At 63.9% G+C, this 23,048-nt stretch carries 18 protein-coding genes and 3 rRNA genes; 20 read left to right on the forward strand and 1 reads right to left on the reverse strand.

The window, feature by feature from the left end; all coding sequences use genetic code 11:
- Positions 1-206: 206 nt before the first annotated feature.
- From LG299_RS00120 to der, 19 genes are all read left to right on the forward strand, one after another.
- Positions 207-1,728, forward strand: a 16S ribosomal RNA gene (locus LG299_RS00120).
- Positions 1,729-2,144: 416 nt separating this feature from the next.
- A 23S ribosomal RNA gene (locus LG299_RS00125) occupies positions 2,145-5,249 on the forward strand.
- 100 nt (positions 5,250-5,349) lie between these two features.
- Positions 5,350-5,466, forward strand: a 5S ribosomal RNA gene (gene rrf, locus LG299_RS00130).
- The 16S, 23S and 5S rRNA genes sit together here, the layout of an rRNA operon.
- A 619-nt stretch (positions 5,467-6,085) precedes the next feature.
- Positions 6,086-6,946, forward strand: a complete 861-nt coding sequence (locus tag LG299_RS00135; protein WP_404432333.1) for a hypothetical protein — start codon at positions 6,086-6,088, stop codon at positions 6,944-6,946.
- On the forward strand, positions 6,946-7,995 hold the full coding sequence (locus LG299_RS00140; protein WP_404432335.1) for an HAD-IIA family hydrolase: 1,050 nt from the start codon (positions 6,946-6,948) through the stop codon (positions 7,993-7,995). Before LG299_RS00135 ends, LG299_RS00140 begins: the two co-directional genes overlap by 1 nt.
- 39 nt (positions 7,996-8,034) lie before the next feature.
- Positions 8,035-8,199, forward strand: coding sequence for a hypothetical protein (locus LG299_RS00145; RefSeq protein WP_404432337.1), 165 nt, complete (start codon positions 8,035-8,037; stop codon positions 8,197-8,199).
- 7 nt (positions 8,200-8,206) lie between these two features.
- Positions 8,207-9,007, forward strand: coding sequence for a TlyA family RNA methyltransferase (locus LG299_RS00150; RefSeq protein ID WP_404432339.1), 801 nt, complete (start codon positions 8,207-8,209; stop codon positions 9,005-9,007).
- Positions 9,004-9,948: an NAD kinase gene (locus LG299_RS00155; protein ID WP_404432341.1), complete on the forward strand. Its 945-nt coding sequence runs from the start codon at positions 9,004-9,006 to the stop codon at positions 9,946-9,948. Before LG299_RS00150 ends, LG299_RS00155 begins: the two co-directional genes overlap by 4 nt.
- On the forward strand, positions 9,945-11,636 hold the full coding sequence (gene recN / locus LG299_RS00160) for a DNA repair protein RecN (protein WP_404432343.1): 1,692 nt from the start codon (positions 9,945-9,947) through the stop codon (positions 11,634-11,636). Before LG299_RS00155 ends, recN begins: the two co-directional genes overlap by 4 nt.
- 17 nt (positions 11,637-11,653) lie before the next feature.
- Complete coding sequence (locus LG299_RS00165) at positions 11,654-13,372, forward strand: CTP synthase (protein WP_404434748.1); 1,719 nt, start codon at positions 11,654-11,656, stop codon at positions 13,370-13,372.
- Positions 13,365-13,961: an NUDIX domain-containing protein gene (locus LG299_RS00170; RefSeq protein ID WP_404432345.1), complete on the forward strand. Its 597-nt coding sequence runs from the start codon at positions 13,365-13,367 to the stop codon at positions 13,959-13,961. Before LG299_RS00165 ends, LG299_RS00170 begins: the two co-directional genes overlap by 8 nt.
- A gap of 12 nt (positions 13,962-13,973) precedes the next feature.
- Positions 13,974-14,897 (forward strand): site-specific tyrosine recombinase XerD, encoded by a 924-nt coding sequence (gene xerD / locus LG299_RS00175; protein ID WP_404432347.1) that lies wholly within the window; start codon positions 13,974-13,976, stop codon positions 14,895-14,897.
- Positions 14,898-14,990: 93 nt separating this feature from the next.
- A complete protein-coding gene (locus LG299_RS00180) occupies positions 14,991-15,863 on the forward strand; it encodes a ParA family protein (protein ID WP_404432349.1) in 873 nt (290 codons plus the stop codon).
- Positions 15,847-16,707 (forward strand): segregation and condensation protein A, encoded by an 861-nt coding sequence (locus LG299_RS00185; protein ID WP_404432351.1) that lies wholly within the window; start codon positions 15,847-15,849, stop codon positions 16,705-16,707. The genes LG299_RS00180 and LG299_RS00185 overlap by 17 nt, the downstream gene beginning before the upstream one ends.
- A complete protein-coding gene (scpB, locus tag LG299_RS00190; RefSeq protein ID WP_404432353.1) occupies positions 16,697-17,311 on the forward strand; it encodes an SMC-Scp complex subunit ScpB in 615 nt (204 codons plus the stop codon). The genes LG299_RS00185 and scpB overlap by 11 nt, the downstream gene beginning before the upstream one ends.
- The gene (locus LG299_RS00195) at positions 17,308-18,111 is read left to right on the forward strand and encodes a pseudouridine synthase (protein WP_404432355.1); all 804 of its coding nucleotides are present in this window, start codon (positions 17,308-17,310) and stop codon (positions 18,109-18,111) included. Before scpB ends, LG299_RS00195 begins: the two co-directional genes overlap by 4 nt.
- An 86-nt stretch (positions 18,112-18,197) precedes the next feature.
- Complete coding sequence (locus tag LG299_RS00200; RefSeq protein WP_404434749.1) at positions 18,198-19,307, forward strand: prephenate dehydrogenase; 1,110 nt, start codon at positions 18,198-18,200, stop codon at positions 19,305-19,307.
- Positions 19,300-20,004, forward strand: coding sequence for a (d)CMP kinase (gene cmk / locus LG299_RS00205; RefSeq protein WP_404432357.1), 705 nt, complete (start codon positions 19,300-19,302; stop codon positions 20,002-20,004). Before LG299_RS00200 ends, cmk begins: the two co-directional genes overlap by 8 nt.
- Positions 19,997-21,532: a ribosome biogenesis GTPase Der gene (der, locus tag LG299_RS00210; RefSeq protein WP_404432359.1), complete on the forward strand. Its 1,536-nt coding sequence runs from the start codon at positions 19,997-19,999 to the stop codon at positions 21,530-21,532. Before cmk ends, der begins: the two co-directional genes overlap by 8 nt.
- A gap of 89 nt (positions 21,533-21,621) precedes the next feature.
- Here der and LG299_RS00215 read toward each other — a convergent pair whose 3' ends face one another.
- A complete protein-coding gene (locus LG299_RS00215) occupies positions 21,622-22,053 on the reverse strand; it encodes a GNAT family N-acetyltransferase (protein ID WP_404432361.1) in 432 nt (143 codons plus the stop codon).
- Positions 22,054-22,145: 92 nt separating this feature from the next.
- Here LG299_RS00215 and LG299_RS00220 point away from each other — a divergent pair, with 92 nt between their 5' ends.
- On the forward strand, positions 22,146-23,048 hold the full coding sequence (locus tag LG299_RS00220) for an NUDIX domain-containing protein (protein WP_404432363.1): 903 nt from the start codon (positions 22,146-22,148) through the stop codon (positions 23,046-23,048).

Raw genomic sequence — 23,048 nt, forward strand, 5'->3', positions numbered from 1 at the left:
CGGGCCGGCTGAGAAGCTGGAAGCAGGAGCATCCGATCCTTGAGAACTCAACAGTGTGCACTTGTCAAATGCCAAAAAACCTCGCGGTCAGCTTGTCTGGCCGATGAGATTCTTTTGAGATTAAACGAGATGTCAGCAATGACATCCGATCGTCAGATCAAACTCGCTCGGTGCGACCCATTCCGGTCTCATCGCAGCAAAATTCTTTCACGGAGAGTTTGATCCTGGCTCAGGATGAACGCTGGCGGCGTGCTTAACACATGCAAGTCGAACGGTGAAAGAGAGCTTGCTCTCTGGATCAGTGGCGAACGGGTGAGTAACACGTGAGCAATCTGCCCTTGACTCTGGGATAAGCGCTGGAAACGGCGTCTAATACCGGATACGAGCTGTGAAGGCATCTTCAACAGCTGGAAAGAACTTCGGTCAAGGATGAGCTCGCGGCCTATCAGCTAGTTGGTGAGGTAATGGCTCACCAAGGCGTCGACGGGTAGCCGGCCTGAGAGGGTGACCGGCCACACTGGGACTGAGACACGGCCCAGACTCCTACGGGAGGCAGCAGTGGGGAATATTGCACAATGGGCGCAAGCCTGATGCAGCAACGCCGCGTGAGGGACGACGGCCTTCGGGTTGTAAACCTCTTTTAGCAGGGAAGAAGCGAAAGTGACGGTACCTGCAGAAAAAGCACCGGCTAACTACGTGCCAGCAGCCGCGGTAATACGTAGGGTGCAAGCGTTATCCGGAATTATTGGGCGTAAAGAGCTCGTAGGCGGTTTGTCGCGTCTGCTGTGAAAACTGGGGGCTCAACCCCCAGCCTGCAGTGGGTACGGGCAGACTAGAGTGCGGTAGGGGAGATTGGAATTCCTGGTGTAGCGGTGGAATGCGCAGATATCAGGAGGAACACCGATGGCGAAGGCAGATCTCTGGGCCGTAACTGACGCTGAGGAGCGAAAGGGTGGGGAGCAAACAGGCTTAGATACCCTGGTAGTCCACCCCGTAAACGTTGGGAACTAGTTGTGGGGACCATTCCACGGTCTCCGTGACGCAGCTAACGCATTAAGTTCCCCGCCTGGGGAGTACGGCCGCAAGGCTAAAACTCAAAGGAATTGACGGGGACCCGCACAAGCGGCGGAGCATGCGGATTAATTCGATGCAACGCGAAGAACCTTACCAAGGCTTGACATATACGAGAACGGGCTAGAAATAGTCAACTCTTTGGACACTCGTAAACAGGTGGTGCATGGTTGTCGTCAGCTCGTGTCGTGAGATGTTGGGTTAAGTCCCGCAACGAGCGCAACCCTCGTTCTATGTTGCCAGCACGTAATGGTGGGAACTCATGGGATACTGCCGGGGTCAACTCGGAGGAAGGTGGGGATGACGTCAAATCATCATGCCCCTTATGTCTTGGGCTTCACGCATGCTACAATGGCCGGTACAAAGGGCTGCAATACCGTAAGGTGGAGCGAATCCCAAAAAGCCGGTCCCAGTTCGGATTGAGGTCTGCAACTCGACCTCATGAAGTCGGAGTCGCTAGTAATCGCAGATCAGCAACGCTGCGGTGAATACGTTCCCGGGTCTTGTACACACCGCCCGTCAAGTCATGAAAGTCGGTAACACCTGAAGCCGGTGGCCCAACCCTTGTGGAGGGAGCCGTCGAAGGTGGGATCGGTAATTAGGACTAAGTCGTAACAAGGTAGCCGTACCGGAAGGTGCGGCTGGATCACCTCCTTTCTAAGGAGCATCTGGCACTCTTCGGAGTGTCCAGGCGCCAGATCACCACCGAATGTGTGGTGCTGGTAGCTCATGGGTGGAACATTTGACAAGGTGCGAAGGATGAAGATCCTCACTTAGTACGCTGCTTGCAGCCGGAACCGTGTAGATCATCGGATATCGCACATGCACGCTGTTGGGTCCTGAGGGACCGGATGCGCTCGACCTTCGGGTTGAGCCAGACGAAACTCAGGACCTTTTGTGATGTCGGCAGAGCCGGCAGAGCGGAAGGTACCGCCCGTACTTTGAGAACTACACAGTGGACGCGAGCATCTTCGAGACGATCTTTGATCGTTTCGTAATAGATGATCTTAAAGATCATTAGTCAATTTCATGTCGGACTTCGGTCCGATGTCGATTCTGATAAAACTCATGTGAATCAAGTCTTTAAGAGCAAACGGTGGATGCCTTGGCATCTGGAGCCGAAGAAGGACGTAGCAATCTGCGATAAGCCTCGGGGAGTGGATAAGCACACTTTGATCCGAGGGTGTCCGAATGGGGAAACCCCGCTGGGCGGCGTGCCGACCCAGTGACTCCCGCCTGAATATATAGGGCGGGTAGAGGGAACGTGGGGAAGTGAAACATCTCAGTACCCACAGGAAGAGAAAGCAACCGCGATTCCGTTAGTAGTGGCGAGCGAAACCGGAACAGGCTAAACCGAGTACGTGTGATATCCGGCAGGAGTTGCGTATTCGGGGTTGTGGGACTTTTCAGGCTGCTCTGCCGAGCAGCCGGCGTTACAAGAAGGTATAGACGAATGGCTTTGAACGGCCAGTCAGAGAGGGTGCGAACCCCGTAGTCGAAATGCCTCCCTTGGCGCGAAGAGTATCCCAAGTAGCTCGGGGCCCGAGAAATCCCGTGTGAATCTGTCAGGACCACCTGATAAGCCTAAATACTCCCAGATGACCGATAGCGGACAAGTACCGTGAGGGAAAGGTGAAAAGTACCCCGGGAGGGGAGTGAAATAGTACCTGAAACCGTTTGCTTACAAACCGTTGGAGCCTCCTTAGTAGGGGTGACAGCGTGCCTTTTGAAGAATGAGCCTGCGAGTTAGCGATATGTGGCGAGGTTAACCCGAGTGGGGTAGCCGTAGCGAAAGCGAGTCTGAATAGGGCGATTCAGTCGCATGTCCTAGACCCGAAGCGAAGTGATCTATCCATGGCCAGGTTGAAGCGAAGGTAAGACTTCGTGGAGGACCGAACCCACTTAGGTTGAAAACTGAGGGGATGAGCTGTGGATAGGGGTGAAAGGCCAATCAAACTTCGTGATAGCTGGTTCTCTCCGAAATGCATTTAGGTGCAGCGTTGCGTGTTTCTTGCCGGAGGTAGAGCTACTGGATGGCCGATGGGCCCTACAAGGTTACTGACGTCAGCCAAACTCCGAATGCCGGTAAGTGAGAGCGCAGCAGTGAGACTGTGGGGGATAAGCTTCATAGTCGAGAGGGAAACAACCCAGACCACCATCTAAGGTCCCTAAGCGCGTGCTAAGTGGGAAAGGATGTGGAGTTGCTTAGACAACCAGGAGGTTGGCTTAGAAGCAGCCACCCTTGAAAGAGTGCGTAATAGCTCACTGGTCAAGTGATTCCGCGCCGACAATGTAACGGGGCTCAAGCACGCCACCGAAGCTGTGGCATTGATATTATTGGTAGGCCTTCGTGGTCCAGCCGTATTGATGGGTAGGAGAGCGTCGTGTGGCCAGCGAAGCGGCGGTGTGAACCAGCCGTGGAGGCTACACGAGTGAGAATGCAGGCATGAGTAGCGAATGACATGTGAGAAACATGTCCTCCGAAAGACCAAGGGTTCCAGGGTCAAGCTAATCTTCCCTGGGTAAGTCGGGACCTAAGGCGAGGCCGACAGGCGTAGTCGATGGACAACGGGTTGATATTCCCGTACCGGCGAAGAACCGCCCAAACCAATCCAGTAATGCTAAGTGTCTGAATCCCAGTGACTGATCCCTTCGGGGTGACGCTCTGGGCCTAGCGCACGACCCTATGCTGAGGCGGTTAGCGTATTAACAGGTGTGACGCAGGAAGGTAGCCCAAGCCAGGCGATGGTAGTCCTGGTGCAAGTGCGTAGGCCGAGTGGTAGGCAAATCCGCCACTCATACAGGCTGAGACACGATGCGGATAAAAAGTGGGTGATCCTATGCTGCCAAGAAAAGCATCGACGCGAGGTTCAAGCCGCCCGTACCCCAAACCGACTCAGGTGGTCAGGTAGAGAATACCAAGGAGATCGAGAGAATCGTGGTTAAGGAACTCGGCAAAATGCCCCCGTAACTTCGGGAGAAGGGGGGCCTTCGGCGTATAGGGATTTACTCCCAAAAGCGTTTGGAGGCCGCAGAGACTAGTGGGTAGCGACTGTTTACTAAAAACACAGGTCCGTGCCAAGTCGCAAGACGATGTATACGGACTGACGCCTGCCCGGTGCTGGAAGGTTAAGAGGACCGGTTAGCCGCAAGGCGAAGCTGAGAATTTAAGCCCCAGTAAACGGCGGTGGTAACTATAACCATCCTAAGGTAGCGAAATTCCTTGTCGGGTAAGTTCCGACCTGCACGAATGGCGTAACGACTTCCCAACTGTCTCAACCGCGAACTCGGCGAAATTGCATTACGAGTAAAGATGCTCGTTACGCGCAGCAGGACGGAAAGACCCCGTGACCTTTACTACAGCTTGGTATTGGTGTTCGGTGTGGCTTGTGTAGGATAGGTGGGAGACTTTGAAGCGTGGACGCCAGTTCATGTGGAGTCATTGTTGAAATACCACTCTGGTCACTCTGGATATCTAACTTCGAACCGTAATCCGGTTCAGGAACAGTGCCTGGTGGGTAGTTTAACTGGGGCGGTTGCCTCCCAAAAAGTAACGGAGGCGCCCAAAGGTTCCCTCAACCTGGTTGGCAATCAGGTGGCGAGTGTAAGTGCACAAGGGAGCTTGACTGTGAGACTGACAGGTCGAGCAGGGACGAAAGTCGGGACTAGTGATCCGGCAGTGGCTTGTGGAAGCGCTGTCGCTCAACGGATAAAAGGTACCTCGGGGATAACAGGCTGATCTTGCCCAAGAGTCCATATCGACGGCATGGTTTGGCACCTCGATGTCGGCTCGTCGCATCCTGGGGCTGGAGTAGGTCCCAAGGGTTGGGCTGTTCGCCCATTAAAGCGGTACGCGAGCTGGGTTTAGAACGTCGTGAGACAGTTCGGTCCCTATCCGCTGCGCGCGCAGGAAATTTGAGAGGATCTGACCCTAGTACGAGAGGACCGGGTTGGACGAACCTCTGGTGTGTCAGTTGTTCCGCCAGGAGCACCGCTGATTAGCTACGTTCGGGATGGATAACCGCTGAAAGCATCTAAGCGGGAAGCCGGCCTCAAGATGAGATTTCCATGCCTTCGGGCGAGAGGCTCCCAGCCAGATTACTGGGTTGATAGGCCGGATGTGGAAGCGCGGTAACGCGTGAAGCTGACCGGTACTAATAAGCCGATGACTTGATAACACACCGTTTTTGGTGCTTGCGTCCACTGAGTGGTTCTCGATGTACGGTCGAGAACCGCATGACAATGACTTTGTTATGCAGATTGAAACATCAATAGTGTTTCGGCGGCCATAGCGTGAGGGAAACGCCCGGTTACATTCCGAACCCGGAAGCTAAGCCTCACAGCGCCGATGGTACTGCAGGGGGGACCCTGTGGGAGAGTAGGACACCGCCGGACTTCTTTCGAGAAATGGCCACCCATCGCTGGGTGGCCATTTCGCGTTAACGCGACATCCGCCATGATTTGGTGAGAGTGCAGGGGAGAATCCATGGCCGACGACAGGCGCGATCGCGACGAGCAGCGACCGCAGAACTCCGGACGTGGGGACAACAACTCCTCTCGAGCTGCCGGCAACGGCAGCCGCCCGCCCGCCAGCGGCGGAGGCAAAAAGCCCTACGTCAAGCGTGATGGGGAGCGTAAGTCGTATCCTCCTCGCGATGGGGAGCGTAAGTCGTATCCTCCTCGCGATGGGGAGCGTAAGTCGTATCCTCCCCGCGATGGCGACCGCAAACCTTATGCCTCGCGTGATGGGGAGCGTAAGTCGTATCCTCCTCGCGATGGGGAGCGTAAGTCGTACCCGCCCCGCGATGGCGACCGCAAACCTTATGCCTCGCGTGATGGGGAGCGTAAGTCGTACCCGCCCCGCGATGGCGACCGCAAACCTTATGCCTCGCGTGATGGGGAGCGTAAGTCGTACCCGCCCCGCGATGGGGAGCGTAAGTCGTACCCGCCCCGCGATGGCGACCGGCGCCAGCACGCACCGCGGGCGGGCGCCGAGCGTCCGCCGCGCGATCCGATGCAGGACGCGCTGCGGCCGGTGCGGTCGCACCACGACGACCCGTTCCTTCCGGACGAGGTCACGCCGCAGGATCTCAATGCGGGTGCCCGCAACGAACTGAAGACTCTGACCAAGGAGAACGCGGAATGGGTGGCACGTCACCTTGCGATGGCCTCTTCGCTGATTGAAGAGAACCCTGAACTCGCGCATCAGCACGCGGTGTCAGCATCCCGTCGCGCTGGACGCATCGCGATTGTGCGTGAGACGCTGGCCATCACCGCCTACGCGACCGGTGACTATGCGCTTGCGCTACGCGAACTGCGCACCTACCGCCGAATCTCGGGCAAGGACGATCAGATTGCTCTGATGGTCGACAGCGAACGCGGAGTCGGACGCGCGGATCGCGCGCTCGAGGCCGGCCGCGCGGTCGACCGCTCGACGCTCCCTGCCGCCGTGCGTGTGGAGCTCGCGATCGCGATGTCGGGCGCCCGTCTCGACCTCGGCGACCCACAGCGCGCGCTGAGCGAGCTCGACATTCCCGAGCTCGATCCGAACCGCGCTTTCGAGTGGAGCCCGTCCCTCTTCGCAGCGCGTGCTGCTGTGCTCGAAGAGCTCGGTCAAGACGAAGAAGCGCAGATCTGGCAGCGCCGAGCACTTGTCGCCGCCGACGCGCTCGATGCCGCCAGCGGCGAGGGCGATCTCGAGACCATCGAGGTCGAGGAGGTCTTCGAGATCGAGGATGACCTCGACGATGACCTCGACGACGATTCGGAAGAAGACGACGATGACCTCGACGTCGACGCCAAGTATGGAGACGACAACGCGTCGGCACCGCGAGCAGACGATGAGCCGACATCGGACGACGGTCGGGACGCGTAGTGGCGCTGTTCTCGGGGCGTCGCCCTTCGGCGACCCCTCTTTCGACCCCATTGGACGGGGTTGACGTCCTGCTCGCTGACCTCGACGGTGTCGTCTACGCCGGCGCGGGTGCGCTCCCGCACGCGGTGGAGAGCCTCAACGCTGCGCGCGATGGCCGCCGGCTCGCATACATCACGAACAACGCCTCGCGCACGGATGCTTCGGTCGCCGCACACTTGTCTGACCTGGGGTTGGCAACGGCACCCGATGAAGTCGTCACGAGTCCCCAGGCGGCCATGCGATTGCTTGTCGAGCGGATCCCGCCAGGCTCCACGGTGCTCGTGGTTGGCGGCGACGGCCTCGTCACGGAGGTCGAGAAGGCCGGATTCATCGTGACGCGCAGCGCTGAGGAGTCGCCAGCCGCTGTCGTGCAAGGCTTTGCGCCGGAAGTGGGCTGGTTTCAGCTCGCCGAGGCGGCGTATGCGCTGGCGTTGCCCGAGGATCAGGGCGGAATCCCGTGGATCGCCACGAACACGGACTGGACGATCCCGCAGGCGCGTGGAATCGCTCCAGGAAACGGGACGCTCGTATCTGCTGTCCACACCGCCGTCGGGCGACTCGCTACAGTCGCGGGCAAGCCGGAGGTTCCGATCTTCCAGGAGGCGGTAGCTCGGTTCGGGGCGAAGCATCCGCTCTTCCTCGGTGATCGCCTCGATACCGACATCCTCGGAGCGAACCGCGCCGGAATTCCGTCGGCGCTCGTGCTCACCGGGATCGATCGGCCCAAGCACGTGCTGGCAGCCCCGCCCGGATCGCAGCCGACGTTCATCCTCGGCGATTTGCGCGAACTGCACGAGCCCTACCCCGAAGCGACGGTGCGTGATGGCGTCGTCACTGTGCGTGGCGCGCGCGTACGGATCGATGGCCCGGATGTTCAGATTCTCGCAGCGGGCGAAAGCCCCGTCGACTTGTTGCGCGCGAGCGCGAAGGCGATCTGGGATACGGGCCGGGCGATCTTCGGCTTCCGAGTGCCCGAACAGCTCTACGCGGATCCGTTCCACCGGCCCTGACAGCCGGCGGCGTCGGGGATGGGACGTATTGTGGGGTTCATGGATCACACAGCACGCGATGAAGGCGCTGACGATCTCGTATCGGCTCTCGAAGTGATCGAGGCGCAACCGCTGGCGACGCGTGCGGCAGCCTACGAATCTCTGCACGACTCGCTCGTGCGCAAGCTCGACGCGGATCCGTCCGCGCCGACGCCATCCTCCTGATCTTGCGATGACCCAGCGATTGGACGCAGCGCTCGCTGCGCGAGGGCTCGCGCGCTCGCGCAGCCATGCAGCGACCCTCATCGCCGACGGACTCGTCAGCGTGCGGGGCAAACCGGTGGTCAAGGCATCCACGCCCGTCGCCGACGCCGACCCGATCGAGGTTGCCGGTTCCGACCACTACGTCAGTCGTGCGGCGCACAAGTTGATCACGGGGCTCGACGCGTTCGATATCGATGTCTCCGGACGACTGGCACTCGATATGGGGGCCTCGACCGGGGGATTCACTCAGGTGTTGCGCGAACGAGGCGCCGATCCGGTGATCGCTGTGGATGTCGGTCACGGGCAGCTTGCAGCATCCGTCGCTGACGATTCTTCGGTCATCTCTGTCGAAGGGTTCAACGTCCGCTACATGACCCCCGAATCGCTCGCGGAAGCCAGCAGCCTCGACGAACTGCCGACCATCATCACCGGTGATCTCTCCTTCATCTCGCTCGACCTCGTGCTTCCTGCCGTGCGCGGCGTGTGCGGAGTGGACGCCGATGTCGTCCTGCTCATCAAGCCGCAATTCGAAGTCGGCCGCACCGCGGTCAAGGGCGGCCTCGTCACCAACCCCGTCCTGCGCGCCGACGCCGTGGCGCGCGTGCTGTGGACTGCATGGGATGCCGGGCTCGGTGTGCTCGGTCTCGTGCCGTCGCCGATCCTGGGAACGCACGGCAATTCTGAGTACATCGCTCATCTCGCCCCGGGGCGTGGAAGCAATCCGACAGAATGGTTGAGCACCGTGAATCGACTGGCGGGGAGCCAATGACACAGCCGCACCGCAACATCCTCGTCGTCGCGCACGCCCATCGCGAAGATACCGTCCAGGCAGCCGACCGCGTAATTTCGGCGCTGCGGGTTGCGGGCGCGACTCCGGTGCTCGCCGCAGATGACCACGCTGACCTCATCGCCGCGCTGCCCGAGCTCGCGGATGTCGCCACCCTCGACGTCGAGGTTTCGGTGGCCGCGATCGAGTTGGCTATCGTGCTCGGCGGTGACGGCACGATTCTGCGCGCGGCCGAACTCGTCCGCGAGGGCACCGCGCCCGTGCTGGGCATCAACATGGGGCACGTAGGGTTTCTCGCTGAGATCGAACGCGACGAGCTCGACGACGCTGTCCGTCGCGTCATCGCGCGGGACTATTTCGTTGAAGATCGTCTCGCGTTGCACGTGCGGGTGAAGGACTCGATCGACGCGGTGATGTACGAGACCTGGGCGCTCAATGAAGCGACGGTCGAGAAGGCGAGCCGAGAGCGGATGCTCGAGGTCGTCATCGAAATCGATGGTCGCCCGCTGTCATCCTTCGGCTGCGACGGTGTCGTCGTGTCGACCCCGACAGGGTCAACCGCGTATAACTTCTCCGCCGGCGGTCCGGTGATCTGGCCCACGGTCGAGGCGATCGCCGTCGTTCCACTGTCGGCACACGCCCTGTTCGCGAAGCCCCTCGTAGTCGGGCCCGAGCATGCTGTCGCCATCGAGGTTCTCGAGCGCACGAACGGTGTCGGCATACTCTGGTGCGACGGTCGTCGGTCGCACGAACTGCCGCCGGGTGCGCGCGTGGTCGTGCGCCGTTCGGACCGACCCGTGCGCTTGGCTCGGCTGCATCCGTCCGCCTTCACAGACCGTCTCGTGCGCAAGTTCCAGTTGCCCGTCGAGGGATGGCGCGGACCCGTCGTTCAGGATTCGCCGGCTGTGGGATCTGGTTCGTGATCGAAGAAATGCGCTTGCGCGATCTCGGCGTGATCGCCGAGGCGACGCTGCCGATGGGCCCGGGCTTCACCGCGATCACTGGTGAGACCGGCGCGGGCAAAACCATGGTCGTCACCGGGCTCGGACTGCTTCTCGGGCAGCGCGCGGACTCGGGCGCTGTCCGTGCGGGTGCGGCCCAGGCGTCCGTCGACGGTATCTGGATCGTGCCCGAGCAGGGTGCCGTCGCAGACCGCGTGCGGGAAGCCGGCGGAGACGTCGAGCCGATCGGAAACGGCATGGCCGAATTGGTCGTCGGTCGCTCCATCTCGAGCGAGGGGCGGGGGCGCGCATCGGTCGGGGGACGTGCGGCACCGGCCGGGGTGCTGGCCGACCTCGCCGACGAGCTCGTCGTGGTGCACGGGCAGTCCGACCAGCTGCGCTTGCGCACGGCATCAGCACAGCGCGACGCCCTCGACAGATTCGGTGGGATGCCGCTGCAATCCGCTCTCGCCGGATACCGCGACGCCTACGAACGATGGAAAGAGCTCGACCAGACCCTGACCTCGCTCGTGGCCGAACAGGACGCTCGCGCGCTCGAGGCCGAGCACCTGCGGGCACAACTCGCAGAAATCGAACAGCTGCAGCCCCAGCCGGGCGAGGACACCGAACTCGCGGTGCGGGCCGAGCGCCTCGGCAACGCTGAGGAACTGCGCCTCGCAGCCGCGACCTCGCACGGGCTCCTCTCCGGCGACGGCGACCAGCCCGACGCCTCCGCGCTTCTCGCCGAGGCGCGCAGGGCTCTCGAGCGTGCACACGACCCCGCTCTCGAAGAAGTGGCGGACCAGCTGGCCGACCTCGGCTATCGAACGGCCGATGTGGCGGCATCCCTCTCGACATTCCTCGCCGATCTCGACGAGTCCGGCCCGCACGAACTCGCCGCGGTCGAAGAACGCCGGGCCGCGCTGGGCGCGCTCGTCCGCACGCACGGCACGCTCGATGCGGCCATCGAGCTGCTCGAATCGGGCTCCGCACGCCTCGCCGAACTCGATGATGACGGTGATCGCGTCGAGCGACTGACGGTCGAGCGCGAAGCCGCAGCATCCGCCCTCGACGAAAGCGCCGCAGCGCTCACCATTGCGCGCGTCGACGCCGCCGGCCGTCTTGCGTCTGCCGTGACGATCGAGCTCCGCGAGCTCGCGATGCCCGATGCGCGGCTTGAGATCGCCGTGACCCCCAGCCAGCCCTCGGTGTTCGGGCGTGACGACGTGGCGATCCTTTTGGCCCCGCATCCCGGTGCTGAGCCGCGCTCTGTCGCGCGGAGCGCCTCGGGTGGTGAGCTCAGCCGCGTGATGCTCGCGATCGAGGTCGTCATCGCTTCGGTCGACCCCGTGCCCACCTTTGTCTTCGACGAAGTGGATGCCGGAATCGGTGGCGCGGCCGCCATCGAAGTCGGCCGGCGCCTAGCGCGGCTGGCGCGGTCATCTCAGGTCATCGCGGTGACCCACCTCGCGCAGGTAGCTGCCTTTGCGAGCAACCATCTTTCGGTGGTCAAGGCGCACGACGGCTCGGTCACGGCCTCTGACGTGAAACGACTGGACGGCGCGGAACGCGAGGCCGAGATGGCTCGATTGCTTTCTGGAATGCCCGATTCTGACGCAGCGCTGACTCACGCCCGTGAGTTGCTCAGCTTGCGGACCGACGACCGCTGATAGGATCAAAGCCCGTGATGCAGACTTCTGGCGCAGGACCTCTTTCCACGGAAAATTCGAACACGGTTGCTTCAAACACAGTGACCAAGCACATCTTTGTGACCGGTGGTGTCGTTTCTTCATTGGGCAAGGGACTCACGGCCGCGAGCTTGGGCAACCTGCTCACCGCGCGCGGTCTGCACGTCGTCATGCAGAAGCTGGATCCGTACCTCAACGTCGACCCGGGCACGATGAACCCCTTCCAGCACGGCGAGGTTTTCGTCACCGATGACGGTGCAGAAACAGACCTCGACATCGGTCACTACGAACGTTTTCTCGACATCGATCTGAGCCAGGCGGCCAACGTCACTACGGGCCAGATCTATTCGCAGGTCATCGCGAAGGAGCGCCGCGGCGAGTACCTCGGCGACACCGTGCAGGTCATTCCGCACATCACAGACGAGATCAAGCGCCGCATGCGTCTGCAGGCGGACGAGACTCCGAAGCCCGACGTCATCATCACCGAGATCGGTGGCACCGTCGGTGACATCGAGTCGCAGCCGTTCATCGAATCGGCGCGTCAGATTCGCCACGAACTGGGTCGCGCGAACGTGTTCTTCGTGCACGTGTCGCTGGTGCCGTTCATGGGTGCCTCGGGTGAGCAGAAGACCAAGCCCACGCAGCATTCCGTCGCCACCCTGCGCTCGATCGGTATTCAGCCAGACGCGCTTGTGCTGCGTAGCGACCGTCCGGTCACCGAAGCCAACAAGCGCAAGATTGCCCTCATGTGCGACGTCGATGAGGGCGCGGTCGTCAACGCGATCGACGTGCCGAGCATCTACGACATTCCCACGATGCTCAACGACCAGGGGCTGGACGAGTACATCGTGCGTACGCTCGGGCTCGCCAAGGCGGCCGAGGTCGACTGGACGCGCTGGAACAAGGTCATGCAGGCCGTGCACAACCCCAAGCACGAGGTGACGATCGGTCTGGTCGGCAAGTACATCGATCTGCCGGATGCCTATCTCAGCGTCACCGAGGCCCTCAAGGCCGGAGGGTTCGCGCAGGAGACCGCGGTGAAGATCACCTGGATTCCGTCGGACCAGTGTGAGACACCGGAGGGGGCGGAAAAGGCTCTGGGAGCGCTCGATGGAATCGTCGTACCCGGTGGCTTCGGCATCCGTGGCATCGAAGGCAAGCTCGGAGCCCTGCGGTTCGCCCGTGAACAGGGGATTCCCACGCTCGGGCTCTGCCTGGGGCTGCAGTGCATGGTGATCGAGTACGCCCGCACGATGGCAGGCATCGAGGGAGCGTCTTCGAGCGAGTTCGACCCCGAGAGCCCGCACCCGGTCATCGCGACGATGGCTGAGCAGGTCGACATCCTCGAGAGCGGCGACCTCGGTGGCACCATGCGTCTGGGGCTGTATCCCGCTGATCTCGGCGAGGGCACGATCGCTGCGGAAGTGTACGGCGCGACCCGTATTGAAGAGCGTCACCGCCACCGGTACGAGGTGAACAACCGCTACCGCGACCAGCTCGCCGCGGCGGGACTCGTCTTCTCGGGCCTGAATCCCGACCTTGATCTCGTGGAGTTCGTCGAGCTGCCGCGCGATGTGCACCCGTATTACATCGCCACGCAGGCGCACCCCGAACTTCGTTCGCGTCCGACCGAGGCGCACCCGCTGTTCCGTGGGCTCGTGGCCGCTGCGCTCGAGCGTCACAGCGCGAGCGAACTGTTCGAGGTTGAGGATGATTGACCACTCGGACACAGGCAACCACGACGACATCCGCGACGAGCCGGTCGAGGTCGACATTGTCGAGAGCGAGCTCGTCTACGAGGGTCGTGTGTGGGACGTCCGGAGTGACACCCTGCGCTACGGAGACGCCGAAATCGTCCGCCAGTACGTCGCGCACCCCGGGGCCGCCGCGATCGTTGCGATCGATGACCATGACCGGGTGCTGCTGATCCAGCAGTACCGGCATCCGATTCGCCATCGTGACTGGGAGATCCCTGCGGGGCTGCTCGACGTCGCGGGGGAGTCACCGCTGCAGTCCGCGGTCCGCGAGCTGGCCGAGGAGGCAGATCTCGAGGCTGCGCAGTGGGATGAGCTGGTGAGCATCTTCACGACTCCCGGCGGCAACGACGAGGTCGTGCACCTGTTTCTCGCGCGCGGGTTGACCTCGATCGCTGAGGCGCACGTGCGCGAAGACGAAGAGGCCGACATTCGGATCGAGTGGATGCCGCTTGCCGAGGCCGTGTCGGCGGTGCTCGCTGGGCGCCTGCGCAACGGAATCCTCGCGGTCGGCGTGCTGGCGGCGGCCGAACGGCTACGCGCTCAGGCCTAGGAGAGAGCCGCTGTGGACCTCGATCGCGCGGTGGAGGCGTATCTGCGCCATACCGCGATCGAGCGCGGACTCTCCGATCACACTGTGTCGGCATATCGACGCGACCTGGCCGGCTACCGAACCTGGCTGGCCGAGCACGCCGTCACCGACACGAGCGAAATCACTGCGGCGCTCGTGACATCGTTCGCGGCTGAGCGAGCGTCGGCCGTGCCGGAGGTAGCGGCATCCTCCCTCGCTCGTCTGCAATCTTCGGTGCGCGGTCTGCATCGCTTTCTCGCGCGCGAGGGAATCGAGCAGGACGATCCCACGCTGCGGCTCCGGCCGCCGAAGCAGGCGCAGCGACTGCCCAAAGCGCTGACGATCGATCAGGTCGAGCAGTTGCTCGATGCGTCAGGACCTGCACCGGGTGATGCGAAGCCGGGCGACCTCGTCGGCCTGCGCGACCGCGCGCTGGTCGAACTGCTGTACGCCACCGGTGCGCGGGTGTCAGAGATCGTGCACCTGGACGTCGATGACCTCGCGCACGGCGACGTCGTGCGCGTCCGCGGCAAGGGGTCGAAAGAGCGCATCGTGCCGGTGGGGTCGTACGCCCGCGCATCGATCGAGGCGTATCTCACCCGCGCACGCCCCGAGCTTTCGCGTCGCGGTCGGTCGACGCCCCGCCTGTTTCTGGGGGCGCGGGGCGCTCCGCTGTCACGCCAGAGCGTGTGGCTCGTGATTCAGGATGCCGCGACCCGCGCGAAGCTCACCGCACACGTGTCTCCGCACACGCTGCGGCACTCCTTCGCCACGCATCTGCTGCAGGGCGGGGCCGATGTGCGGGTCGTTCAAGAGCTGCTCGGCCACGCTTCGGTGGCCACGACCCAGATCTACACGCACGTCACGGTCGATACGCTGCGCGATGTGTACGTCACGGCGCATCCGCGCGCGCGCTGAGGGCACGCGGAGTAGTGTCGAGGGTCGCTGAACCGCGGGCCGCATCACGGCGAGACGCGCTCCCGTGGCTAGAATCGAGCGAACAAGCAGTGAATGGGAGCATCCGTGGCGAAGAAGGACGACGACACTCCGATCGGTCCCACCGGGCGTCCCTACCGCGGATTCCCGACACCACCCAAACTCGACACCCATGGCCCTGCGCGCATCATTTCGCTGTGCAACCAGAAGGGCGGCGTCGGTAAGACGACGACGACGATCAACCTGGCCGCATCGCTCGCGAGCTACGGCCGCAAGGTGCTCGCCGTCGACTTCGACCCGCAAGGCGCGCTGTCGGCCGGGCTGGGCATCCAGACGCATGAGTCGCCGACGATCTACGATCTTTTGCTCGACACCAAGCGTGATCCCGCCGACGTGATCGTGCATACGGCCACAGAGAACCTCGATGTCATCCCCGCGAACATCGACCTCTCGGCCGCCGAGGTGCACCTCGTCAACGAGGTCGCCCGCGAGACGATCCTGTCCCGCGTGCTGCGCAAGGTCGCACCGCACTACGACGTGATCCTGATCGACTGCCAGCCCTCACTGGGCCTGCTTACGGTGAACGCCTTGACGGCGAGCCACGGCGTGCTCATCCCGCTCGAGTGCGAGTTCTTCGCCCTCCGCGGTGTCGCGATGCTCATCGAGACGATCGACAAGGTGCGCGACCGCCTGAACCCGACCATCGAGCTCGACGGCGTGCTCGCCACGATGTACGACCCGCGCACCCTTCACTCGCGCGAAGTGCTCGAGCGGGTCGTCGAAGCATTCGGTGATGATGTTCTCGAGACGGTCATCGGTCGGACGGTGAAGTTTCCGGATGCCTCGGTCTCGGGCATGCCCATCACCGAGTTCGCGCCCCAGCATGCGGCCGCTCAGGCCTACCTGCGCCTGGCGCGGGAGCTGATCGCCCGTGGCGCCGTCGCCTGAGGACGATCAGGCGCGGCAGTCCGTGGACATCGTTGAGTCAGCGGAGGCAGAGGAGGCGGCGGAGCCCGGGTTCCGGGTCACCCTGGGAGTGTTCGACGGTCCGTTCGACCTGCTGCTGACACTGCTTTCCAAGCACGAGCTCGACATCACCGATGTCGCACTGTCGACCGTGACCGCAGAGTTCATCGCTTATCTGCGCCAGCTCGGGCCCGATGAAGAGCTGGAAGAGGCATCCGAATTCCTCGTCGTTGCGGCGACTCTGCTCGACATGAAGGTCGCCGGACTCTTGCCGCAGGGCGAGCTGGTCGATGCCGAGTCGGTCGCGCTGCTCGAAGCCCGCGACCTACTGTTCGCACGTTTGTTGCAGTACCGCGCTTTCAAGCAGGTCTCGACATGGTTTGCCACACGGCTTCAGGCCGAAGACCGCCGCCACACGCGTGCCGTGCGGCTTGATGAGCAGTACCGCAAGGCGGTGCCCGAGCTCGTCTGGACCCTGACCCCGGACGACTTCGCTGCGCTCGCTCTGCTGGCGATGACGCCGCGAGAGATTCCGCACGTCGGCCTCGACCACCTGCACGCTCCACTGGTGAGCATCCGCGAGCAAGCTGCCGTCGTTGTGACGCTCCTGCGCGCGGCCGGTGCGCTGTCGTTTCGCGAACTCGTGAGTGGCGTGACGCAGCAGGGCGTCGTGGTTGCTCGCTTTCTTTCAGTCCTCGAGCTCTACCGCCACGCGGCCCTGTCCTTCGAGCAGGTGGAGCCCCTCGGCGAACTGACTTTGCGCTGGACCGCCGAACGGTGGTCTGACGAGAACCTTGCGACTCTAGGAGCCGACTATGACCGATGACCCGCAGGTGGGTACCGAGACGATGAACGATCCCGTTCCCGCGGTGATGAGCGATGTGCAGAGCCGCCTCGAGGCGATTCTGCTGATCGTTGAAGAACCGCAGAGCCTGGTGGCGCTCGCCGCGGCGGTCTCGGCACCCGTTCCTGCGGTGCGCCAGGCGATCGAGACGCTCGTAGCCGACTACGACGGACTGCGCTCGGGTCCGCGGCGCGGCTTCGAGCTGCGCGAAGTCGGCGGCGGCTGGCGGCTCTATGTGCGCGCCGACCATGACGATCTCGTGACTGAGTTCGTCAACTCCCAAGCACCGTCGCGTCTGTCGCAGGCGGCGCTCGAAACCTTGGCCGTGATCGCCTACAAGCAGCCGGTCACGCGCGGGCAAGTAGCATCCATTCGCGCCGTCAATGTCGACTCTGTCGTGCGCACGTTGCTCGCGCGAGGGCTCATCACCGAGCTGTTCACCGACTCCGAGACCGGAGCAATCAATTACGGCACGACCGACGCGTTGCTGGTGAATCTCGGCATCAACTCGCTCGACGAGCTTCCGCACATTTCGCCGCTGCTCGACGACGGCGCCGATGGATTCGACAGTGAGGCAACACGATGAACGACATCCGCAGTGAAGCAAGCGAAGAGGGCATCCGGCTGCAGAAGGTTCTCGCGAACGCGGGTGTCGCTTCGCGGCGCGTCGCCGAGAACATGATCGTCGCAGGGCGCGTGCGTGTCAACGGTGAGGTCGTCACCGAACTGGGCAACCGCATCCATCCCGAAGTAGACCTGGTCGACGTTGACGGCACCGCGATCCAGCTCGATCAGTCAAAGCGCTACGTCATGCTCAACAAGCCCACCGGGGTGGTGAGCTCGCTCGCCGACGATCGAGGCCGCGCCGACCTGCGGCAGTACACGCGGGAGTACGAAGAGCGCCTCTTCAACGTGGGGCGATTGGATGCGGAAACCAGCGGCCTGCTTATCCTCACCAACGACGGCGACCTCGCGCACGTCCTCTCGCATCCCTCCTTCGGGGTCGACAAGGTCTACATCGCGAAGGTCGAAGGCCGTGTGCTGCCGCAAACCATCGCGCGGCTCACCAAGGGCGTCGACCTCGAGGATGGTCCGATCGCGGCCGATAAGGCCCGGCTGTTGGATGCGGGTACCCGGGCGTCGCTGGTCGAAATCACCCTGCACTCCGGCCGCAACCGCATCGTGCGCCGGATGCTTGCCGAGGTTGGGTTTCCGGTCATCGATCTCGTCCGTCGCCAATTCGGCCCGCTGCACCTGGGAACCCTCCCAGTGGGCAAGGCACGCGAGTTGACTAAAGTAGAGCGGGGCGCGCTGCTGACTTTGTCGCGCGAGGCCTCCGCAGAATCTGACGGGGGTGACCCCCAGGGGCATCAGGAGACCGAGTGAGCGATTCGACCGCAGCGTCCGCGCGCGTCGTCGCGCCCGGGAAGCCCGCCGCGCCCCTGAAAAGCCCCGGGATACCCGCCGCGCCCCTGAAAAGCACAGTGCCGCTGGCGTCGCGCGTTCACGGCACGGTCCGCATCGTCGGCGCCGGTCTGCTCGGCTCGAGCATCGGCCATGCGCTCTCGGCCAAGGGCGTGGATGTTGCGCTCGCCGATGCCTCGCCTGCCCAGTTGCGCCTTGCGATCGACTACGGCGCGGGGCGTGCCTCTGAAGGTACGGATGACCCCTCGATCGTCGTAGTGGCGGTTCCGCCGGATGTCACGGCTGAGGTCATCGAGCGTGAGCTCGCCGCCTACCCGCGTGCGGTCGTCACCGATGTCGCGAGCGTCAAGCTCGAGCCCCTCCGCGCCCTGCGCGAGCGCGGTGTCGACCTCACCCACTACATCGGCTCGCACCCGCTTGCCGGGAGAGAGCGTGGGGGAGCAATCTCGGCGCGCGCCGACATCTTCGTCGGGCGTCCGTGGGTGGTGTGCCGCGACGAAGAGACCACGTCAGCTGACCTGGCCCTCGTCGAGGGCCTCGCCCTCGAACTCGGCGCGATGCCGCTGGAGATGACCCCCGAAGAGCACGACCAGTCGGTCGCGCTCGTCTCGCACGTTCCGCAGTTGATCGCGAGCCTGCTCGCCGGGCGCTTCGTCGACGCGCCGGACGGTTCGCTGCGGCTCGCCGGTCAGGGCGTGCGCGATACGACGCGGATCGCAGCATCCGCCCCCGAATTATGGGTGCAGATCCTCGGCGCGAACTCGGCGCCCGTGGTGGATGTGCTCGATGCGCTGACCGCTGACCTCACCGCGGTGGCTGATGCTTTGCGCGCACCGGGAGCGCCGGGAGCGCGCCGTGCCGTGGCCGACACGATCCGTCGCGGTAACGACGGCGTCGAGCGCCTGCCCGGAAAGCACGGGCAGAATCGACGCTTCGAATCGGTCGTCGTGATGGTTGATGACACACCCGGTCAGTTGGGCCGGCTTTTCGGTGAACTCGGCGAGCTCGAGGTGAACGTCGAAGACCTGCGGCTCGAGCACTCGCCCGGCGCGCAGTTCGGTCTCGCTGAGATCAGTGTGGTCCCGAGCGCGGTGCGCCGCGCGATCGAGGGCCTCGAGGCGCGTGGCTGGAAGATTGCGAGTATGACCAATGACTGACTCCGTACGCACGATCGCCATCGACGGGCCCGCCGGGAGCGGTAAGTCGAGCGTGTCGAAAGAGGTCGCCCGCCGACTCGGCTACGGCTACCTCGACACCGGTGCCGCCTACCGCGGCCTCGCGTGGCACGCGCTTGAGCACGGTATCGACACGTCCGATTCGTCGGCGGTGCTCGACGTCGTCGGCGACTTCGACTACGCGATTTCGCTCGACCCTGACGACTACTGGGTGCGTGTGGGTTCGACGGATGTGACTGAGGCGATCCGTGAGCCGCGCGTGGCCGATGCCGTCAGCGGTGTCGCTCGGGTGCCCGCTGTGCGGGCTTCGGTCACGGCGCTGTTCCGGGCTCTGGTGGCAGCATCCACTCGCGCCGCCGTCGTCGTCGAAGGACGCGACATCACCACCGTCGTCGCGCCCGACGCCCCCGTACGTATTCTGCTGACCGCCGCGCCCGAAGTGCGGGCTGTGCGACGCAGCAAAGAAGTAGCGACGCAGGATGCCGCGGCCGTCGCGGCAGCGCTGCACAAGCGTGACGCCTCGGACGCGAAGGTGGTCGATTTTCTGACCGCCGCGCCCGGCGTCACGGTGGTCGATTCGACCGATCTGGATTTTGAGGAGACCGTGGAGGCCGTGCTCGCCGTCGTGCGCGCAGGACTCGACGAGCCCCAGCTGGAGGCAGGAGCCGAACATGAGTAACGAACGCGCACCCGAGGACGAGTACGAAGCGGGCGACGACAACCTCGTCGAAACCCTGGCGGACCTCGACGACGTACTCGCCGAGTCGCGTGCCACCGCGCTGCGGGCGAGCCTGACCGACTACGACCTCGACGACGAAGACGCCGCGCTGCTGGCGGGCGTCGAGCTTGGCGAAGATGGCATCCAGTACTTGCCGCCGCTGCCGGTCGTCGCGATCGTCGGCCGACCTAACGTCGGCAAATCGGCGCTCGTCAACCGCATCCTTGGTCGCCGCGAGGCGGTCGTCGAAGACACCCCCGGCGTCACGCGTGACCGCGTGACCTACAAAGCCGAGTGGATGGACCGCCGCTTCTCAGTCGTCGACACCGGCGGGTGGGAGCCCGACGCCAAGGGCATCGACGCGTCGGTCGCAGCCCAGGCTGAGATCGCGATCGACCTCTGCGATGTCGTGCTATTCGTCGTCGATGCGATGGTCGGGGCCACCTCGACCGATGAGCGCGTCGTGCGCATGCTGCGCAAGTCGGGCAAGCCGGTCTTCCTCGTCGCGAACAAGATCGACGACGCGCGACACGAGCCCGAAGCCGCGGCGCTGTGGAACCTCGGACTCGGCGAACCGTACCCGGTCTCGGCGATTCACGGCCGCGGCGTTGCCGACCTGCTCGACGAGGTAATGAAGGTGCTCCCCGAGGTCTCCGCCGTCGCAGGCTACGAGATCGGCGGCCCGCGCCGCGTCGCGATCCTCGGTCGCCCCAACGTCGGCAAGTCCTCACTCCTCAACCGCGCTGCGGGCTCGGAGCGTGTGGTCGTCAACGAACTCGCGGGCACCACGCGTGACCCGGTCGATGAGATCGTCGACCTCGGGGGAAAGCTGTGGCGCTTTGTCGACACCGCCGGCATCCGTCGTCGCGTGCACCTGCAACAGGGCGCCGACTTCTACGCATCGCTGCGCACCTCCGCCGCCCTCGAGAAGGCCGAAGTCGCCGTCGTCGTGCTCGATGTGAGCCAGCCGCTCAGTGAACAGGACGTACGCATCATCGACCTCGTGCTCGAGTCGGGCCGTGCGCTCGTGCTCGCGTTCAACAAGTGGGATCGACTGAACGACGACGACATGGAGAACGCGGACCGTCGCCGGTACCTCGAGCGTGAGATCGAGCAGGACCTCGCGCACGTCGCGTGGGCACCGCGCGTAAACATCTCAGCGAAGACCGGGCGAAACCTCGAGAAGCTCGTGCCGGCCCTCGAGAGATCACTCGACTCGTGGGATACCCGCATCCCGACCGGAAAGTTCAATGCGTTCCTGTCCGAACTCGTCGCCGAGCACCCGCACCCGCTCCGCGGTGGCAAGCAGCCGCGAATCCTGTTCGGCACTCAGGCGTCGACGCGCCCGCCGACGTTCGTGCTGTTCACGACCGGATTCCTCGACCCGGGCTACCGCCGCTTCATCCAGCGTCGCCTGCGCGAGATCTGGGGCTTCGAGGGCACGCCGATCGTCGTCAACATGCGCGTGCGCGAGAAGCGCCAGCGCTGAGTCGGTCGCTCCGCTGTCACAAGTGCGCGTTCGATCTGCGCTCTGCGACAGCGGAGCGGTGTGCGGTGTGTGCCGAGACTCCGCGGCGGTCAGCCGATAGACGGCTTCGCCGCCGGGCGCACCATCGCGGTCGTGTCGGGGGCGGCGAAGCCGAACTGCTCATAGAGTCCGTGCGCGTCGGCGGTGAAGAGTACCCAGCGAAACTCCCGCCCCGGTCCGTCCTCGATCATCGCCTGCATCAGGCGCTTGCCGAGCCCACGACCCTGGTGATCGGGGTGGATGAAGACGTCGGCGAGGTACGCGAACCCCACGCCGTCCGATGTCGCGCGGGCAAAGCCCACAAGATCGTTCGTTCCGGCGCGATAGACACCGACGACTCGCCATGAGCTGTCGATCTGAGCATCGACATCTGCTCGGGTGCGCCATCGGCCCCAGTACGCCTCGGCGTCGAGCCTCGCCCAGACGGCATCGCGCGAGATGCGCGTGGGGTCGTCGTCGATGTCGTAAGCGTCGGTAGTCATCCACTCATTCTTGTGCGCATCGGTGACTTCGGCTGGCGCCGAAGGCGGGCTGATCGTGATCTCCTGGCATGTGCGTGTGACAGGCTGGCACGGTGACGATCGAGCCCCCCGCATCCGAGGAGCCGCGCCGCCCGCATGGGCCGCGTGACCCCGGTGACGCCTGGGTCGTCGCGCCGACGGGGGAGCGGTACTGGGGAGTGTTTGGCGCCGCTGGGTTGCTCGCCCTGGACCCCCACCGCGGAGTGCTGCTGCAACACCGCGTGTCGTGGAGTCACTTCGGTGACACCTGGGCACTGCCCGGGGGCGCACGCCACGAGGGCGAGTCGGCGGTCGACGGCGCGGTGCGCGAAGCGCAGGAAGAGGCGGGGGTTCCGGATGCAGCGACCCGCACACGGTTCCTCAGCACGCTCGATCTCGGCTATTGGAGCTACACCACGGTGGTCGCGGACGTCGTGCGGCCCTTCGAGCCGGTGATCGCCGACCCCGAAAGCCGAGCGCTCGAGTGGGTCGCGGTGGACGAGGTCGACAGCAAGCCCCTGCATCCGGGATTTGCAGATTCGTGGAAACAGTTGCGTCCGCTCCTGTGCGTGCGGCCGGCAATAGTGGTCGATGGGGCGAACGTTGTGGGCTCGGTGCCCGACGGGTGGTGGAAAGACCGCGCGGGAGCGGCGTCACGCCTGATCCGGAAGGTGAGCGCGCTCGCGGCTTCCGGGGTGCCGGGGTCAGTGCTCGGGCTCGGTACGGATCAGTGGTTCGCCGAGTGGGTCGTGGTGGTCGAAGGTCAGGCGCGTGGTGCGTCCGATGGCACGGCGGGTGTCGCGGTCGTTCGGGCCGAGGCGTCCGGTGATGACGCGATTGTTGGGGCGGCTTCGCGGTTCGTCGGTGAGGGCCGGACGGTGACGGTCGTCACAAGCGATCGCGGGCTGGCCGCGCGGGTGACGGATGCTGGAGCCGCCGTGCTGGGTGCGCGCTGGCTGCTCGAACAGGTGTGGTGA

It is taken from the genome of Microbacterium lacus (genome assembly GCF_044794305.1).
In the GTDB taxonomy this organism is placed as follows: Bacteria; Actinomycetota; Actinomycetes; order Actinomycetales; family Microbacteriaceae; genus Microbacterium; species Microbacterium lacus_B.

What these genes read in the sequence shown, in the direction of transcription:
- LG299_RS00135 (WP_404432333.1), top strand. Translation starts at nt 6,086, where the DNA reads ATGCAGGACGCGCTGCGGCCGGTGCGGTCGCACCACGACGACCCGTTC.
- scpB (WP_404432353.1), top strand. Translation starts at nt 16,697, where the DNA reads ATGACCGATGACCCGCAGGTGGGTACCGAGACGATGAACGATCCCGTT.
- LG299_RS00145 (WP_404432337.1), top strand. Translation starts at nt 8,035, where the DNA reads ATGGATCACACAGCACGCGATGAAGGCGCTGACGATCTCGTATCGGCT.
- LG299_RS00180 (WP_404432349.1), top strand. Translation starts at nt 14,991, where the DNA reads ATGGGAGCATCCGTGGCGAAGAAGGACGACGACACTCCGATCGGTCCC.
- LG299_RS00165 (WP_404434748.1), top strand. Translation starts at nt 11,654, where the DNA reads ATGCAGACTTCTGGCGCAGGACCTCTTTCCACGGAAAATTCGAACACG.
- LG299_RS00150 (WP_404432339.1), top strand. Translation starts at nt 8,207, where the DNA reads ATGACCCAGCGATTGGACGCAGCGCTCGCTGCGCGAGGGCTCGCGCGC.
- cmk (WP_404432357.1), top strand. Translation starts at nt 19,300, where the DNA reads ATGACTGACTCCGTACGCACGATCGCCATCGACGGGCCCGCCGGGAGC.
- LG299_RS00155 (WP_404432341.1), top strand. Translation starts at nt 9,004, where the DNA reads ATGACACAGCCGCACCGCAACATCCTCGTCGTCGCGCACGCCCATCGC.
- LG299_RS00215 (WP_404432361.1), bottom strand. Translation starts at nt 22,053, where the DNA reads ATGACTACCGACGCTTACGACATCGACGACGACCCCACGCGCATCTCG.
- LG299_RS00170 (WP_404432345.1), top strand. Translation starts at nt 13,365, where the DNA reads ATGATTGACCACTCGGACACAGGCAACCACGACGACATCCGCGACGAG.
- der (WP_404432359.1), top strand. Translation starts at nt 19,997, where the DNA reads ATGAGTAACGAACGCGCACCCGAGGACGAGTACGAAGCGGGCGACGAC.
- LG299_RS00195 (WP_404432355.1), top strand. Translation starts at nt 17,308, where the DNA reads ATGAACGACATCCGCAGTGAAGCAAGCGAAGAGGGCATCCGGCTGCAG.